We start from the raw sequence: 17,128 nt of genomic DNA, 5'->3' as shown, positions 1-17,128 counted from the left end.
CCGCCGGGCCTGCTGTCACTGCGGAATAATGAAAGCGATTGCATGGATTCTGGCTTCGCTAGAGTACTCCGGTCAAGCCGGGTCGAGCCCACCCCCGAGGAGCGTGCCGTGAGCAAGCCGACGATCTACTCGATCGCCCAGCGGTGCGGCGTCTCCGCCGCGACGGTCTCGCGCGCCTTCAACCGTCCCGAGCTGGTCAGCGCCCCGGTCAGGGAGCAGATCATGGCCGCCGCCCGCGAGCTGGGCTACCAACCGAGCTCCGCCGCGCGCGGCCTGGTCACCGGGCGGGCCGAGATGATCGGGCTGGTCGTGCCCGACATCACCAACCCGTTCTTCCCGCTGCTCGTCCGCGCGATCCAGCGCACCGCCGAGCGGATGGGCAGCTCGGTCATGCTGATCGACGCCGAGGAGAGCGCGGCGGCGGAGGTGCGTCACGTCGCCCAGCTGCGCAGCCGGGTCGACGGGGTGATCGTGGCCTCGCCGCGCTCGTCGTCGGCGGCGCTGCGCGAGGCCGCGCGGGGCCTGCCGTGCGTGCTGCTCAACCGGCCGCTGCGCGAGCTGTCCTCGGTGATCTGCGACAACACCAGCGCGCTGTTCGACGCGGGCGAGCATCTGCACAAGCACGGCCACCGCTCGTTCGCGCTGCTCGCGGGGCCGAGCGCGTCGTGGGCGGCGGGGCGGCGCTCGCAGGCGATCCGCAGGTGGGCGCGGGGGCGTGGGGTGGAGCTGACCGAGCTGGGCCCGTTCAGGGCGACGTTCAAGGGCGGCAGGCAGGCCGGCGCCGCGCTGCTCGAAACCGGCGCCACGGCGGCCTTCGCCTTCGACGACCTGACCGCGTGCGGGGTGCTCGCCGAGCTGGCCGGCCGGGGCGTCTCCGTGCCCGGGGAGCGCAGTGTGGTCGGGTGCGACGACGTGCTGCTCGCCAGGACCGTGACGCCGAGCCTGACCACGGTGACCGCGCCGATGGACGATCTCGGGGCGACCGCCGTACAGGTTCTGACCAGGCAGATCGAGACGCCAGGCGGCCCGGCCGAGCACGTCGCGCTGCCCGGCGTGTTCGTCGCGCGCGACTCCACGGGGCCGCGTTCCGCCTCTTGACCGGGCTTCTGTCTTGGTCTTGAATGCCTGCAATCGCTTTCATCGGTCATGAGGAGCCCTGCAGGTGCAAAACGGACGGCACGTGCCGCTCATGCGGACGTACGCCGAACAGGTCGCCCGCCTGATCGGCCGGATCGAGACCGAGGAGGCCGACGCCGTCGCGGCGGCGGCGACACTCATCGCCGACCACCTCACCCGGCGCGCCGGCGACGGGGAGCGCCTGATCTACGTCTACGGCCCCGGAGGGCATTCCAACCTGGCCGCGCAGGAGGTGTTCTTCCGCGCCGGCGGCCTGGTGAACGTCAGCGCGATCCTCGACGAGGGCACGCTGCTGTCCGGCGGCGCGCTGCGCTCGATGGCGATCGAACGCACCCCCGGCTACGGCCGCGTGGTCATCGAGGACAACCGGCTCAGCGCGGGCGACCTGCTGGTCCTGGTGAACGCGTACGGCATCAACGCCGCGCTCATCGACGCCGCCCTGACCGCCCGCGAACGCGGCGTCACCCTCATCGGCGTCTCCTCCAGGGAGCACGCCGACCGCACCGCGCCCGATCATCCGGCCAGGCACCCGACCGGGCGTAACCTGCACGACCTGGTGGACCTGCACATCGACACCAAGGTGCCGGTCGGTGACGCCGTGCTGGAGATCGAGGGGGTGCCGGAGCGGGTGGGCGCGATCTCGACGTTCGCCAACGCGTACGCGCTCAACGTGCTCATGGCGGCGGCCGTCGCCGAACTGGCCGGGCGCGGCGTCGTCCCCGAGATCTGGCGCAGCGGGAACGCGCCCGGCGGCGACGAGCGCAACGCGCTCTTCCAGGACCGCTTCAGGGGGCGGGTGCGATGGCTGTGACGCTGCTGGCCGGGGCCGCGGTCGCGGATCTCACGCCGCCGGTCGGCGGCTCGCTCGCCGGGTACGCCGCCCGGCTGTCCCCGTCCGCCGCCGTGCACGATCCGCTGCCGGCCACCGCCGTGGCGGTCTCCGACGGCACCGCCACGTCCGTCGTGATCTGCGCAGACCTCATCGCGCTCGACCCCACCACCGTGCGGAGCGTCGCCGCCGAGGTGCACGAGCGCACCGGGATCCCGGCCGAGGCGGTGGCTGTGGCGGTCACGCACACGCATGCCGGGCCCGCAGTGACCAAAGGCGGCATCGGCGGCGTGGCCGACCCCGCGTACGTCGCGCACGCCCGCGCGCGGATGGCCGACGCCGGGGCCGCCGCGCTCACCGCGCTGACGCCCGCCGTCCTGCGCCGGGGCCACGGCACGCTGCACGGCGTCGCGCACAACCGGCGCGGCGGGACCCTCACCGACCCGGCGGTCCCGGTCGTCCGGCTGGAGCGCGCGGACGGCGAGCCCATCGCCACCGTGTTCTCCCACGCCTGCCACCCCGTGACGCTCGGCCCCGACAACCTGAGCGTCACCGCGGACTGGCCCGGGTACGCGCGGCGGCACGTCGAGTCCGCGATCGGCGGCGTGGCCCTGTTCTTGCAGGGTTGCTGCGGTCAGCTCAACACCGGGCACGCCGCGGTCGACAGCCTGCGGCCCGGGGCCGGGCCGATGCCTGGGCGTACGTTCGAGGCGGCGCGCGAGAACGGGGCCCTGGTCGGGCAGGCCGTCCTCGACGCCGGGACGCGGGCGGTCACGGGCCCGGTGTCGGTGGCCGCCGCGCCCGTCGCCCTGCCCGTCGGTGAGCCCCTTACCGCTGACGAGCTGCGTAGGCTGGCCGGCGAACCCGGCGGGATCTGGGCCGGCTGGGCCCGCGCCCAGCTCCGCGACCCGGGGCCGGGGGCTGTCGAGGTCCAGGTGGCCGTGCACCGGTGGGCCGGTGTGCCGCTGGTCTTCCTGCCCGGCGAGCCCTTCGTCGAGTTCGCCCTGGAGCTGCGCGCCGCCGCCGGTGACCCCGGGCTGCTGGTCGCCGGGTACACCGGCGGCGTGCCCGGCTACCTGCCCTATCCGGAGTCGCACTACGCGGCCGGCGGGTACGAGATCGAGGAGGCCCACCGGGCCTACGGGCTGCGGGCCGCGTTCACGCCCGAGGCCGGTCGCCTGGTCATGGCCGCCGCCAGGGAGCTGCTCGGGGTGGCGGGATGAGCGTCGAGGGCGGGCCTGCCGCCGGACGTTCCGGCCAGGTGACGGGCAGGCTTGCGGACGGGCGGGCCGTGCGGGTCGAGCTGGACGGGTCGCGGATCGCCGCTGTCACCGACATCACCGACGTCGGCGGCGCGCCCGATGCGCTCATCCTCCCCGGCCTGGTGGATCTCCAGGTCAACGGGTACGGCGGGCTCGACTTCAACGCCCCCGACCTGTCCATCGGCGACGTGTCCGACCTCGTACGCGAGCTGTGGCGGCGCGGCACCACGACCCTGTGCCCCACGATCATCACCGCCCCCGAAGCCGCCATCGTGCGCAACCTGCGCGTGATCGCGGCGGCCCACGCGGCCGATCCGCTGGTCCGGCATGCCGTCCCCGCCGTGCACGTGGAAGGCCCGTACCTGGCGGCCGAGGACGGGCCGCGCGGCGCCCACGACGCGGCGCACCTGCGCGACCCCGACCTCGCCGAGTTCACGCGCTGGCAGGAGGCGGCCGGCGGGCTGGTGCGGATCGTCACGCTGGCCCCCGAACGGCCCGGCGCCGCCGCATACATCGCCGGCCTCTCCCGGCAGGGCGTCATCGCCTCGATCGGGCACACCGCGGCCACCCCCGCCGACATCGAGGCGGCCGTACGGGCGGGCGCGCGGCTCTCCACCCACTTGGGCAACGGCGCCCACACCATGATCCGCAGGCATCCCAACCACCTCTGGGCGCAGCTGGCCGAGGACCGGCTCGCCGCCACGTTCATCGCGGACGGGCACCACCTGCCCGCCGACACCCTCACCGTGATGCTGCGCGCCAAGGGCGCCGGCCGTTCGCTGCTGGTCAGCGACTCCGTCGCGATGGCCGGGCGCCCGCCCGGCGACTACACGACCCCGGTCGGCGGGCGGGTCACGGTGCGGCCGGACGGCCGGGTGACGCTGCCCGGCGGTGAACTGCTGGCCGGGTCGGGCAGCTCACTGTTCGAGTGCCTCGCCTGGGCGGTCACCGGGACCGAGCTGGATCTCCCCACCGCCGTACGCCTGGCCTCGGCGAACCCGTCCCGGCTGCTCGGCCTCGACCGGGGCCGGGTCGAGCCCGGCGCGCCCGCCGACCTGATCGTCACCACCCCCGACCTGTCCTCCGTCCTGCGCACCTTCGTGAACGGCGTCCCCGCCCACACCTCCTGACCTGCCCCTTTCCCTGCCGCCATCCGCACCCGCACCGCTCCCCCATCCGCACCCGCACCCGGACCGCTCCGGCATCCGCACACCCTGGACCGCTTACCAACCTTCCGCGCACCCCCGTACCGCTCCCCCACCCCCGATCTGGGAGATCTCATGGGCTTTCTCGACTGGCTAGTGATCTGCGGCTACTTCGTCGTGATGATCGCCATCGGCATCTGGGCGAAATCCCGCATCCGCGACGCCCGGGACTTCTTCACCGCCGGCGGCAAAATGCCCTGGTGGCTGTCCGGCATCTCCCACCACATGTCGGGATACAGTTCCGCGGTCTTCGTCGGGTACGCGGCCATCGCGTACACCGCCGGTTTCACCCTGTACGTCTGGTGGGCGATCGGCATCACGTTCGCCATGGTTGTCGGATCGTTCCTGTTCGCGCCCCGCTGGCCACGGCTGCGGCAGCGGCTCGGGATCATCTCGCCGCTGGAATACCTGGCCACCCGCTACAACGTGCCGGCGCAGCAGGTGCTGGCGTGGAGCGGCACCGCGCTCAAGGTCTTCGACGTGGGCGCCAAGTGGGCCGCGACCGCGCTGCTGCTGCAGGTGTTCGCGGGCGTGCCGATCGCCTGGGGCGTCTTGCTCACCGGCGGGGTCACGCTGATCTACTCGACGATCGGCGGGCTGTGGGCCGACGCGCTCACCGACCTCGGCCAGTTCGTCATCCAGCTCGTCGCCGGGATCACCATGTTCGTCGCGGTGCTCGCCCAGCTCGGCGGGGTGTCGGCGATCTGGACGCTGTGGGACCGGCTGCCCGAGGGGCACGGCCAGCCGTTCAACGACAAGTACACCGTGGGCTTCGTCCTGGTCTACCTGCTGATCAACACGCTGTCGTACAACGGCGGGACCTGGAACCTGGCCCAGCGCTTCATCGCCGCGCCCACCGGCGCCTCGGCCAGGCGCGCCGCGCTGTTGTCCGCGGCGCTGTACCTCTTCTGGCCGCTCGTGCTGTTCTTCCCCATGTGGGCCGCGCCGGTCCTGCTGCCCGGCCTGTCCGAACCCGACCAGTCGTACGCGCTGCTCACCCAGCAACTGCTGCCGGGCGGGCTCATCGGCCTGGTGCTCGCCGGGATGTTCGCGCACACGATGGCGATGACGTCGTCCGACGCCAACGCGATCTCCTCGGTCGTGATCAGGGACATCATCCCGTCGGTGTGGAAGCGGGCGAGCCGGCTCTCGTCCCAGGCCGAGCTGCTGGCAGGCCGCGTGTCGACGTTCCTGTTCATCGCGCTGTCGATGGGCATCGCGCTCACCGCGGACAGCTTCGGCGGCGTGCTGGGCCTGCTGATCCTCTGGTTCGGCGCGCTGGTCGGGCCGATCGCCATCCCGATGCTGCTCGGCATGCTGCCGGCGTTCCGCCGCTGCGGCCCGGCGGCCGCGATCGGGTCGTGGGCGGCGGGGCTGGTGGTGTTCGCCCTGGTGAAGTACGTCTTCCCGGGGCAGAGCCAGACCGTCGAGGTGGCGGCGCCGGTGCTGACCTCGCTGGCGGTGTTCGTCCTCGTCGGCCTGGCCGCCCCGGTCCGCGACCCCGAGGCCGACGCCCTGATCGACTCTCTGAGCTCCGAACAGCAGGAGACCGCTGGGACCACCTGATTTGTCGTACCCAGGGCGTACTGTGCCGTCCATGACGAATGCGCATGCGCCGCTCGACGGCGAGCGATGGCAGCCTGGAGACCTCGTCGTCGACGCCGACGGCGCCCTGTTCACGCGCGCCGGCGCTGGTGAGGATGCTGAACGAGGTCTGCCGTGGGGGCGTCCGGCCGAGGTGACGCGCCGGGATGACGGTGGCGTTCATGTGCCCGAAGGCGTGGTGGCGGAGTCGGTGCCCGTCCGGCCGCTCACACTGTTGCTGCGCGACGGACGTCCGGCTCTGCCCGCCGTACCGGCCGATCCGGCGGCGGTCCTGGGCACGCAGGCGCGGCAGACCGCGACCGCGGCGGGTGTCGGTGGTCTGTTCCTGGCTGCCACCGCCTTCGACCCCGACGGCGGAGGCGACACCAGGGCGGCCAAGCTGCGCGCGGAGCTGCTTGATCACGTCGTGGTGGTGGACAACGCGGAGGAGCTCGCGGCGATGTTCGGCGGTGTGGCGGACGGTCTCTTGGTGGCGTTGGCGGATTGGCATGCGCGCAGTGTCGGGGAGAGCGCCTGAGTGCTGCCGTGACCTGCCGGTTTACGGGGGGCGGGCAAGTCGCAGGAATTGTCGGTGGCATCCGGGACAGTTAGGGGTATGACCAAGTCCCCAGTGAGCCATGTCGTGACCGACCCCGCCAACGCCGACCCGCCTCGTGAGACAGCGCCGGACGGGGGTGGAACCCGTCCGCCCGAGGTCGTGGGTGAGCCCGATGGGGCAAGCCGCCGTCCGCCCGGGACCCCCGGAGGGGCTGCTGCGGAGCCGGACGGGGCGAGTCGCCGTCCGTATGAGAGCGCGGGAATGAACCCTCCGGAGTCGGATGGGGTGAGAGACCGTTCGCCCGAAACCGTGGGAAGGGCTCCGGCGGTGGTGGGCCGTTCACCCGAGACGGCGGGAAGGGTTTCCGAGGAAGCCGATCAACCGGTCACCTGTCCCCGCTGTCACGGTGTGATCGTCGGTGCGCAGACCTCCGCCTATACGACCGCCCGTGCGCGTCTGATCGTCACCAACGGCTATTGCCAGGGCGACTGTGCAGGGCGCGATGCCTGAGACGCGCGGACCGGCAGCGGGAGGTGCGGCGCCGTCCCGGTGATCAGAGGCGACGCGGGCGCCCGGTCAGGCGGTGCCAGGGTCCGCACCCACGCGCGCGATCAGGTCGCGGGCCCGCATCCGAGCGCACGGTCTGGTGGCAGCGGGATCGTGCCGGAGGGCCCGGTCTAGTGATGCAACCCGGCCCTCGGCCGAGCATGCGGTCAGGTGGCAGCGGGCCCGCGCCGGAGGGGTTCTGTTCAGTGACGACGCCGGTCCGCGACCGAGTGTGCGGTCAGGTGGTGGTGGGTCCGCGGCCAAGGGTGCGGTCGAGGGTGATGCGGGTGAGCCAGCCCAGGCCGGCCGTGAAGAGGGGTGGCCAGACGATCGGGCCGAAGCTGTAGCCGACCAGCACCGCGAGCGGGATCCACACCCGGTTCACGGTCTGGTACAGCACGCCAGGCGGGCGGAGGCCGGCGAGCCGGGTCAGGTCGGGGAATGCGAAGAACAGCAGCGCGGCGGCCGTGGTCGGCAGGCCGTACTTCTGGCTCTCGAAGACGGCGAACGCGGCGAGGAAGAGCGTAAGAGCGCCCCAGGCGATCCGCCTGACCACGCCGCCCACGCCGGGAGTGGGTGGAGACGGGGCCTCGGGGGGTTCGGTGGTCACGGGTACAAAGTACTGCCAAGGTCGATCACACGGACGACTGGCTGTGAGGGTCGATCCCGCGACCGGCGCACCAGAAGGCCCGATCACGCGCACGGCGTACCAGCGGGGCCGATCCCGCGCAGGGCGTACCAGCAGAGCCGATCACGCGCACGGGGCCGGCGTCCCCGCACGGATGACCCGAAGCAGGAGACGCCGGCCCGACGGGAGTGTGTCAGGGAGCCGGGGTGCCGTAGACGCTGACTTCGGTGAGGTGGAAGGAGAGGTTGGCGGTGTTGTGGGTGCCGACGATCCGGACGTACCGGGCTCTGGCCTCGGTGGTCATGGTGTCGCCGGCGTCGGTCGCGGCGCGGGGGCCCCGCCGGCCGCCGAGGGTGTACCAGGTGGTGCCGTCGAGGCTGCCCTCCAGCCGGTACTCGTAGAAACGTCCGCCGCTGACGTAGTTGCGTACGTTGATGCGTGAGATGTCGTCGATCTCCCCGAGATCGACCTGCCACCAGGTGGTGTCCCAGTTCATCTGGGAGGCGAAGTACGGGGAGTTGGCGCGGTTGCCGTCGTTGGCGTGCGCGGGGCCGCGGTTCGGCTCCGAGCTCAGTGCCGTGACCGGTTTGCGGAGGCTGCGCAGGGTGTCGGCGGAACTGTCCCGCGCAGTGGACGGGGCCGAGACGGGCTCGGTCAGGACGGCGATGGCCTGGCCGCCAGTGTGCCGGTTGGCCGCGCTGACGAACACCCCGGCGTCGAGCGCGGCCACCCCCGCGCCCGGGACGACGCCCGATCCGACCACCGTCCAGTTCTGGCCGTCGGTGCCGCAGGAGCCGGTGAGCCGGTCGCCCGACCTGCCGATGCGCACCCGTACGGGCGGCGTGAACCCGCCCGCCTCCGCGCTGGAGTCGAGCCGGCCGTCACCGTCGGAGTCCCAGCTGAACAGGCAGCCGTGACCTGGGGTGACGGCGATGTTGGCGTACCCGGCGGCTCCCGGGGTGGCCAGATCGTCGCTCACCACCAGCCCGGAGCGGGTGTACTCGGCGGCGCCGTCCTGGACGAGCACCGTGCTCTGGAGCTGCTGCCCGTCGGCCAGGACGTCCGGGCGGTAGGCGGCGGCCAGTTCGTTGGTCTCCCGCCACAGGTCCGCCCCGCCCGCCGCGATGGCCACCGCGTCGCCGGTGGTGGCGAACTCGGCCTGTGTGTTGCTCATCGTCCGATATGAGGTGGGTACGGTCCCGGCGACCAGCAGGCTGGTCGAGGCCGTGTCCCGCCGGCTCTCGCCGGATTGCCGTTCGCCTCCGTCAGCTTGCCGTCCGCGTCCGCCGGATTGAGCGTCGTCCGCGTCGGATCGACGGTCGTCCGCGTCGGATCGACGGTCGCTCGCGTCGGATCGACGGTCGTTCGCGGCCGATCGCCAGTCGGCGGTGACGTTCAGCCGCGGGGTCGTGCCCGCGGTCTCGGCAGCGGGCACGGTGACCGTCCACGTCGCGGTGAACGTGCCGCCGGGAGCGACCCGATCGGCCCGCACCGGAGAGGTGGCCCGCACCCGGTATCCCCGGGGCGCGTCGAGCTCGAGCGTGACCCGGCCGGTGGGCCGCAGCGTGTTGGCGTTGCCGAACACCGCCGTCACCCGCACGCTCTCACCCGCCTTGACTCCCCTCCGGTCGGCAGCGACGCTCACCGCGCCCTCGGGGATCGCGGCCACCTCGCTCGCCAGGCCGTAGGCGTCGCCGCGCGGCTCGGCGGCGAGCCTGGTGCCGGCCCTGGACCACTCCTCGGCCACGGCCCGCCAGTCGATCGGCTCCGGGTATTCCGCGCCCGAGCGCAGCGCCGCCTTCAGGCTGTCGAAGAAGAGCTGCCAGCGTTTCGCGTAGTACTGCCCGACCAGGCCGTTCATCTCCCTGCGGGCGTAATCCTGCAGATCGGAGCCGGCCGCCCAGAGCGTCACCAGCGACTTGAGGTTGTAGTCCAGGGTCGCCGCCTCGGCCGGGGTCGCGGCCTGACGGCGGGCCTCCTGCTGCCACGTGCCGAGCAGGAAGTTCTCGTCGGTGCCCAGGAGCCGGTCCATCAGCCGCATGCCGTCCAGCCACCGGCCGGTGAGGCGTTCGAAACGGTCGAGATCTTTGGCCCGGTAGGCGGCGCGGATCTCGGGCAGCCGCAGCCTGCTGTGGTTGGCCAGCACCTGCCGGGCGACGTCCACGAGGTCGTAGCGGTAGGCGCCCGAGCCGCGCAGGCGCCGGTCGACCTGAAGCAGTTCGTCGAGGGCGCGGTCGAAGGCGGCGATGTCGTACTGCAGGGGGTAGCCGGTGTTCGCCAGGCCGGGCTGGTCGTCGTACAGGCCGGTGACGTGGCGGGTGTCGGCGGTGGCGGGCCAGCTGTAGACGGTGTCGAGCAGGATCCGCCAGGCCGCCTTGGCGTGCGGGTCGTCGCGGCCGTACCGGGCGGTGGCGTAGTCGTCGAACCAGTGCGCCATGTCCGCGCGGCCGTCCTGCCACGGCAGGTCGGTGAAGAACGCGAGCGCGGCCGGGTTGTTGTCGATCGCCTCCGGCATCAGCGCGATGCCGTTCATGGCCGTGCCCTGCCTCTCCCGCCAAGCGTGGAACTTCTCGTTCCACACCGTGAGCCGGGCGCCGAGGTTGACGTGCCCGCCGAAGTTCCAGATGGTGCCGAACGCGTACCCGGTGCCGAAGAAGTCCTTGTCGCGGTCGGTTATGCCGGACTCCTCGCTGATGCCGTCGACGATGAACATCTTGCTGCGGTCGATGGCCTGGAGCGTCGCGGGCAGCGGGTTGTTCTGCCAGCCCAGGATCGCCCAGAGGGCGTCGGGGTGTGCGGTGTTCAGGGCGCGCTGCACCGCCTGCGAGGCGCGCGCGACGTCGACCTTGCCGGCCGTGCCGCCCTCGTGCAGCAGGTCCATCTTGTACATGGTGCTGTCGCCGAACAGCTCGCTCTGCACCCGGTAGAACGTGGCCGCGACGCGTTCGAAGATCGGGTCGGTCGGGTCGAGCCAGTGGGGGCGTTCGAGCTTGTTCCAGGTGCCCTGCGGGACGGTGTTGGCGGCCGGGTTGTGCTGCTTGAAGTCGGTCGGCACCGTGCCGAAGTAGCCGGGCAGCACGGGCACCATGCCCAGCGAACGCAGCCGGTCGGCCATCTTGCGGCCGAGGTCGATCCGCTGGTCGATGAGGTGCTGGGAGACGGGGCCGTCGGTGCAGCACATGTTCTGCAGCAGCCACCAGGCCTGGTGGCCCGGCTGTGGGATCCAGGCCCGCATCTCCTCGTCGGTGTAGCCGAACTCGGTGAACGTGCGCTGGTAGACCGCCTCCTGGCCCTCGTACACGAGCACCTCGTTGATGCCGTGCAGCGCGAGCACGTCGATCCGCCGCTGCCACTCCCGCCAGCTCAGGTACGGTCCCGCGTAGCCCTGGTTGGTGTCGTTGAGCGCGAAGCGGTGATCCACCGAGGAGTCCCTGGCCAGGCGGGACGCGGGCAGCGGGAGGCGGTGGGGAAGGTCGGTCTGGGAGCCGTTGATCGCGATGTCGGCGTGGGCCACGTGGCGCAGGTAGTAGCCGAAGCCGGTGAGCTGGACGGCCGGGGTGGTGCCGGCGACGACGAGACGGCCGCGCTCGGCGTACACCTCGAACCGGTCCCTGCCCGTGCCCTTGTCGATCGTGCGCAGGGTGACCTGGGCGGCGCGCGGGGCGCCGATCAGCCGTTCGAGGGCCTGTGCCGCCGGGCCCCCTGAACCGCCGGAGCGTTCCGAGGAGGTGGGAGGCGAGATGGGGGACGCGGGCGTTCCGGCGACGGCGGCCGGCTGGGAGACGAACGGGGCGGCGAGCATCGTTAGCAGAACGGCGAGTGCTGCCGCCAGACGGGGTCGTAAGCGGAATAAGGGGCTCTGTGGGGGGCGGGAGTGGGGCATGATGACGGCCACCTCCGGTACGGAAAAGTCCGATATGTAAGGACTTTTCGTAAGATCGTTGCGAAAATATACTCAGCTGCGGTCCGCTCGAGGTCAAGGTCTGTGCCGAAACGGATGGTCGAGGGATGCGTATGCAGGAGGAGAGGCCGCCGGGGACTCCGGTGCTGCGGAGGATGAACCGCGCGGCGGTGCTCGACGCGGTCCGGAGGCAGGCGCCCGAGCCCGTACGGGTGGCCGAACTCGCCCGGCTGACCGAGCTCACCCGCCCCACGGTCGCCCAGGCCGTGGAGGACCTGCTGGCCGGCGGCTGGTTACGCCAGCACGCGCCCCAGCCGGCCGCGGTGGGGCGGCCGGCGACCCGGTTCACGCTGAACGGCCGGGCGGCGCCCGTGCTCGGGCTGGACGTCGGCCCGCACACCGTGGCGGCGGCCGTCGCCGACCTGGCCGGCGAGCGCCTCGCCGAGGTCCGCCGACCGGTCGGGCACGGCGATGCCCGGCACCTGCTCCAGGCGGTGGACGAGGCGGCGCAGGAGGCGCTGGCGATCGCCGGCCTGACCACCGACCAGGTCAAGGCCGTCACCGCGGCCACCCCGGGCATCGTCGAGGCGGGCACCGGCCGCGTGCTGTTCGCGCCGAGCGTGCCGGGCTGGTCGGAGATCGACCTCGCCGGCCGCCTGCGGGACCGGTTCCGGTGCGCGGTCACGGTGGAGAACGACGCCGACCTCGCCGCCCTGGCAGCCGCCCGCCGCCACACCGGTGCCGGCACGCTGCTCGCGGTGCAGTGGGGCGAACGCCTCGGGGCCGGCGTCGTCATCGACGGCCGCCTGCACCGAGGCGCGGGCCAGGCCGGCGAAATCGGCTTCATCCGCCCTTCCGGTCAGACCGACAGCGGCGGGGACGGCGATGGGCGGGGGCCGTTGGAGCGGGCGATCGGGGCCGAGGCGATCGTGGGGCTCGCCCGTCGCCATGCCGCCGGGCATCCGGGGTCCGGCCTCGCCGAGGTGACGGACGCTGCCGCCGTCTTCACGGCCGCCGCCTCGGGTGACGTGCTCGCTGCCGAGGTCGTCGATCAGGTCGCCGCCGTCTTCGCCGAGGCGGTCGCGCCCGCCGTCCTGGTGCTCTCGCCGCACGCGATCGTGATCGGCGGCGGCATCGCCCGGGCCGGCACGGTCCTGCTGGAGGCGATCGTCCGGCACCTCGAAGGGCTGACGCTCACGGCACCGCGGGTGGAGCTGTCGGAGCTGGCCGAGGGCACGGTGCTCACCGGCGCGATCCAGATGGCGCTCGACGAGGTGTGGCGGCACGCCCTCGCCACCTGCTGACCCACGCCGAGGCAGGCGACGGGCTAGTGACGGGTGGCGCGGCGAGGGAGGGAAGCCGGCCACCGGTGACGGGCGGGGGGCGCGGCCGGGTGAGGGAGGCCCGGCCGCTGACGGGTTAGCAGTAGCGGGCGGGTGCGATGCGGTCCATCACGCCGCCGAACCGGCCGCGATAGTTGGAGCTGTAGTCGCCGGCCGACGCCAGCCGTTTGGCCCGCCAGTTCCACTCGGTGTCGGCGGTGTCGACGAAGCAGGCTCCGCTCGTGGCCACGAACGACCCGACGTTGTCGGCGTGCGTACCGCCGATGAACCGGTTCCCGTTGGCCTCCCACCAGGTGTAGACGGCACCCGTGTAGTTGGCCCCCGTCCACAGGCACACATGCGCGTGGCAGGCCGGGGCGGCCGCCTGGACGGGCGCGGCCGGTGCCGCCACGACGGCGGCGGCGAGGACCGGGGTGAGGAGCAGGCTGAGGGATTTCATGGGGGATTCCTTTCGCTGACTGCGTGGACATCCCGCACGCTATACGCAACGTGATCGAACGAACACGTTAGGTTAGCCACTTCTTACTTCAAGGCCTGAATCAGATCGGGCCCCACGCGATCTGTGCAGGTGAGGGCGCATCCTGCCCTGCCGCGCCACGAGAAGGAGGCCGTATGCGATCATCCCGCCGTACGGAGTGGACCCGGGTCACGCCCCTCGCCGCCGGTCGGCTCGCGGCTGGCGAAAACGCCTGGCCGTCCCGTCCCGCCGCTGGTTTGATGCGCGGATGGGGATCTCTCAGGAGGCACGGGCCGACGATCCGTGGCCCGGATACTTCGCCGGCCGGGGCCACCCGGGAGCACTCCGGGTCGGAGCCGGCGCCGAGGGTGTCGTCTACCGGCTCGGCCACGGCCGGGTCGCCAAGGTGTGGACCGGCCGGCCGCCGATCGAGCTCACCCGCCGGGTGTACGCGGACCTCGCGCGGCACCGGCTGCCGTTCGCCACCCCGGAGATCTTCGAGGTGCTGGAGCACGAGGGCGTTCTGGTCACGTACGAGCGCGAACTGCCCGGCGTCCCCATGCACGGCGACCACCCCGAGGAGGAGTTCGGGCGGGAGCTGCCCGAGCACCACGCGGATGTGCTGCTCACCGTGCTGCGTGGGCTGGCCTCGGTACCGGGCACGGACGCGATGCGCCGGCTGACGTTCCAGGGCGACGACCGGCCGCTGTGGCAGGGGCACGACCGCTTCCAGGACGCGCTCGCGGCCCTGGTCGGCCGGGCGGTGTCCAGGAACGACGCCGCGCTGGCCGCGCGGGTGCCGGACTTCGGCGCCGGGGTCGAGCGCACGCTGGACGCGCTGCGGTCGCTGCCCACCGGACCGGTCACCGCGATCCACGGCGACCTCGTCCCGCCCAACATCCACGTCGACGCCACCGGCCGGCCGGTCGCCGTGCTCGATTTCGGCTTCTGTACGACCGCGGGCGATCCGGCGTTCGAGGCGGCCATCACTGCGGCCTTCTGGGACATGTACGGCCCGTACGCCGAGGAGCACGCCGCGGAGCTCACCCGGCTCTTCGCCGACCGGCTCGGCCACCCTCCGGAGACCCTCGCCGTCTACCAGGCGGTCTACGCCCTGATCAGCTACGACCTGTTCGGCATGGGCGACGACGACGGCCACTTACCCTGGTGCGCGGCGCTGCTGCGGCGCAACCCCGTGTTCACCGCCCCTTGATCAAGAGCTCTCGGGCAGGACCTCGCGCAGCAGGCGGCGGACGCCGGGGCGCGGCTGCCACTCGCGCGGGTAGCCGAGCGAGACCTCCTCGAAGCGCACCCCGTCGTACCAGGTGACGCGTGGGATGTGCAGATGGCCGTAGATCATGGCGGCGGTCGGGTAGCGGCGGTGCCAGTCTCTGGTGGCCGTGGTGCCGCACCACTGGGCGAACTCGGGGTAACGCAGGACCTCGGTCGGCTCACGGACGAGGGGATAGTGGTTGACGAACACCAGCGGCACGTCGTCGTCCAGCTCGGCCAGCCGCCGCTCGGTCAGCTCCACCCGGGCGCGGCACCAGGCGTCGCGGGTCGGGTACGGGTCGGGGTGCAGGACGTATTCGTCGGTGCAGACCACGCCGGTGCTGTGGGCGTAGGCCAGCGCGCTCTCCTTGGTGTCGTGGCCCTCCGGCAGGAACGTGTAGTCGTACAGGAGGAAGAGCGGCACGATCCGCACAGGGCCGCCCGCTCCCTCCCACAGCGGATAGTCGTCCTCGGGGGTGATGACGCCCAGCTCGCGGCAGATGCTCACCAGGTGCTCGTAACGGGCCACGCCGCGGAGGCCGTCGGGTTCGCCGGGTCTGGCCCACAGCTCGTGGTTGCCGGGCACCCACACGACGCGCTCGAACCGCCCGGCGAGCAGGCGCAGCGTCCACGTGATGTCGGTCAGCCGCTCGCCGATGTCGCCCGCCACCAGCAGCCAGTCGCCGGGGGCCAGGGGTTTCAGCCCTTCGACGATGGCTCTGTTCTCGGGATAGGCGACATGCAGGTCGCTGACCGCCAGCAGTTTGGCGTCCGTACGGGGAGCGGGCACCGGGTGTCTCCTCTTCCGGGGGTGGCCTCTACGAGCATGCCATGATCAGGTCAGCATCACATGGCAGGCGAGCTGGAGTGCCAGCCGGGTGGCGGCGTCGTCGAGGTCGAAGCCCGCGGCTCTGATGCGGTCGAGGCGGGTGGTGATCGTGTTGCGGTGCACGCCCAGCCGCTCGGCCGCCTTCAGCGCGCCGCCCTCGTCCAGGACGGCGGCCAGCGTCACCAGCAGCGTGCCGTCCCTGTCGATCTCCAGCAGCGGGCGCAGCACGACGGCGGCCGGCGCCCGCAGCACGCCGGTGGGCAGGGCGCCGAGCAGCTCGGCCGGGCCCATCCGGTCGGCCCGCACCACCGTGCCCTCCCCTGCCACGTACGCCGCCGCCTCCGCGCCCAGCAGCGACTCCGCTACGGTTTGGAGGCCCTCGACCTGCGCGCCGACGCCGCCGGCGCACGGCCATGGGAGCGTACGCAGGCAGTGGCGGAGACGTTCCGCCAGCTCCTCCGGGCCGTCCGCGGACCACCCCGCCCAGCCCTCACCCCTGACCAGCACCGGCACCTGACCGAGCGCGGCCGCCACGAGCGCCTGCACCAGCGGCGCATCGGCCGTCGGCGTGAGCGGGCGGAGCTGGTAGGCGGTGATCGGGCCGCCGATCGGCCAGCCAAGCGCGGTCGCCGCCACTCTCGCCTCGTCGGACCCGCCATCGGCCTCGTCAGCCCTGGCCGCTGCACCGGCCCCGCCGGCCTTGCCGGCCCCGCCGGCCTCGCCGGGCTCGCCTGGTCCGGTGGCGATCAGGCGTTCGGCGAGGGCGGTCTGGAGGGCGAAGTCGCGGGCGGCGGTCAGGCTCTCCTGTGCCGCCCAGGCGGTCAGCGACGCCACCGCCAGGCCCAATACCGTACGTACGACCGCCGGCCAGCCCGGGGACCGCGACGAGCCGCCGGCCACCAGGGTGCCCAGCGCCCCGCCCTCCCGGCCGGGGACCGTCACCTCGGCCGACCACCGCCCGGTGGCGGCGTCGCGGCGGCCGGCCAGGGGCCGGCCGTAGCGGTCGAGGAAGGCCACCGACGTGCCCGGCAGCTCGGCGTTCAGCACTCCGAGGACCCGCCGAGCCGATGCGCCCGCTTCGGCCAGGCGGGTGGCGCAGCGGGCGACGAGCTGGGTACGGGCCGCGTCGGGGCGGGAGGCGGCGGAGGCCACCCGGACGGCGACGATCAGCGGGTCCTCGTCCACGAAGATCAGCGTCACGCCGAGCCGCTCGGCCAGCACCTCGCCCGACCCCTCGCTCAGCCCGCCCGCCGGCGCGATCACGCACGCCGCCGCCTGCTCCCAGGCCCGGCGCATGGCCATCTCCACCGCCCAGCCGCCGCTGGCCGCCGTGCCGATCAGCACCACCGCCGTGTGCGGGGCGACCGTGGCGAACACCGCCAGCTCGTCCACGATCCGCACGCCGCGCACGGGGTTCTCGCCCGCGCCGTACATGCGCGCGCCGGCCAGCGGTCCCGCGTCGACCAGCTCGGCCACCGTGACCGGCGCCTCCCACCCGGACGCCCGCACCGCACTCATCCCGCGCCCCCGTCCGCCGTTGCCCCACCGGAGTCCGCGGTACGCCCCCGCACGCCGA

13 protein-coding genes are annotated in these 17,128 nt (G+C 72.9%); 8 read left to right on the top strand and 5 right to left on the bottom strand.

What is annotated here, in order from left to right; genetic code table 11:
* Positions 1 to 108 precede the first annotated feature (108 nt).
* The 6 genes from AB0C28_RS40440 to AB0C28_RS40415 all read left to right on the top strand — a co-directional run bounded on the left by AB0C28_RS40440 (position 109) and on the right by AB0C28_RS40415 (position 6,555).
* Entirely contained in the window at positions 109 to 1,098 is a 990-nt protein-coding gene (locus tag AB0C28_RS40440; protein ID WP_357849975.1) for a LacI family DNA-binding transcriptional regulator, read from the top strand.
* A 64-nt stretch (positions 1,099 to 1,162) separates the two neighbouring features.
* Positions 1,163 to 1,948, top strand: a complete 786-nt coding sequence (locus AB0C28_RS40435) for a sugar isomerase domain-containing protein (RefSeq protein WP_358080624.1) — start codon at positions 1,163 to 1,165, stop codon at positions 1,946 to 1,948.
* Positions 1,939 to 3,189, top strand: a complete 1,251-nt coding sequence (locus AB0C28_RS40430) for a neutral/alkaline non-lysosomal ceramidase N-terminal domain-containing protein (RefSeq protein WP_358080623.1) — start codon at positions 1,939 to 1,941, stop codon at positions 3,187 to 3,189. The genes AB0C28_RS40435 and AB0C28_RS40430 overlap by 10 nt, the downstream gene beginning before the upstream one ends.
* Positions 3,186 to 4,358 carry an amidohydrolase family protein gene (locus AB0C28_RS40425; RefSeq protein WP_358080621.1) on the top strand — a complete coding sequence of 391 codons (1,173 nt, stop codon included), beginning with the start codon at positions 3,186 to 3,188 and terminating at the stop codon, positions 4,356 to 4,358. The genes AB0C28_RS40430 and AB0C28_RS40425 overlap by 4 nt, the downstream gene beginning before the upstream one ends.
* Before the next feature lie 150 nt (positions 4,359 to 4,508).
* Positions 4,509 to 5,999: a sodium:solute symporter family protein gene (locus AB0C28_RS40420; protein ID WP_358080619.1), complete on the top strand. Its 1,491-nt coding sequence runs from the start codon at positions 4,509 to 4,511 to the stop codon at positions 5,997 to 5,999.
* Positions 6,000 to 6,030: 31 nt separating this feature from the next.
* Positions 6,031 to 6,555, top strand: coding sequence for a hypothetical protein (locus AB0C28_RS40415; protein WP_358080617.1), 525 nt, complete (start codon positions 6,031 to 6,033; stop codon positions 6,553 to 6,555).
* An 805-nt stretch (positions 6,556 to 7,360) separates the two neighbouring features.
* Here AB0C28_RS40415 and AB0C28_RS40410 read toward each other — a convergent pair.
* A complete protein-coding gene (locus tag AB0C28_RS40410) occupies positions 7,361 to 7,732 on the bottom strand; it encodes a hypothetical protein (RefSeq protein ID WP_357849992.1) in 372 nt (123 codons plus the stop codon).
* A 211-nt stretch (positions 7,733 to 7,943) separates the two neighbouring features.
* The gene (locus AB0C28_RS40405) at positions 7,944 to 11,552 is read right to left on the bottom strand and encodes an alpha-N-acetylglucosaminidase TIM-barrel domain-containing protein (protein WP_358080615.1); all 3,609 of its coding nucleotides are present in this window, start codon (positions 11,550 to 11,552) and stop codon (positions 7,944 to 7,946) included.
* 206 nt (positions 11,553 to 11,758) lie between these two features.
* Between AB0C28_RS40405 and AB0C28_RS40400 the strand changes: the two genes are divergently transcribed.
* Entirely contained in the window at positions 11,759 to 12,955 is a 1,197-nt protein-coding gene (locus tag AB0C28_RS40400) for an ROK family transcriptional regulator (RefSeq protein WP_357849998.1), read from the top strand.
* Positions 12,956 to 13,070: 115 nt separating this feature from the next.
* Here AB0C28_RS40400 and AB0C28_RS40395 read toward each other — a convergent pair whose 3' ends face one another.
* Positions 13,071 to 13,433 (bottom strand): peptidase inhibitor family I36 protein, encoded by a 363-nt coding sequence (locus AB0C28_RS40395; protein WP_357850001.1) that lies wholly within the window; start codon positions 13,431 to 13,433, stop codon positions 13,071 to 13,073.
* A 286-nt stretch (positions 13,434 to 13,719) separates the two neighbouring features.
* Between AB0C28_RS40395 and AB0C28_RS40390 the strand changes: the two genes are divergently transcribed.
* On the top strand, positions 13,720 to 14,664 hold the full coding sequence (locus AB0C28_RS40390) for an aminoglycoside phosphotransferase family protein (protein WP_358080614.1): 945 nt from the start codon (positions 13,720 to 13,722) through the stop codon (positions 14,662 to 14,664).
* Here the strand turns inward: AB0C28_RS40390 and AB0C28_RS40385 are convergent, their stop codons facing one another.
* On the bottom strand, positions 14,665 to 15,513 hold the full coding sequence (locus AB0C28_RS40385) for a metallophosphoesterase (protein WP_358080612.1): 849 nt from the start codon (positions 15,511 to 15,513) through the stop codon (positions 14,665 to 14,667). It abuts the gene before it with no gap.
* Between the two features lie 45 nt (positions 15,514 to 15,558).
* The gene (locus AB0C28_RS40380) at positions 15,559 to 17,070 is read right to left on the bottom strand and encodes a helix-turn-helix domain-containing protein (RefSeq protein ID WP_358080610.1); all 1,512 of its coding nucleotides are present in this window, start codon (positions 17,068 to 17,070) and stop codon (positions 15,559 to 15,561) included.
* Positions 17,071 to 17,128: the final 58 nt, after the last annotated feature.

It is taken from the genome of Nonomuraea sp. NPDC048892 (assembly GCF_040649735.1).
GTDB lineage: Bacteria > Actinomycetota > Actinomycetes > Streptosporangiales > Streptosporangiaceae > Nonomuraea > Nonomuraea maheshkhaliensis.
This window is presented reverse-complemented; position numbering and strand designations above follow the sequence as displayed.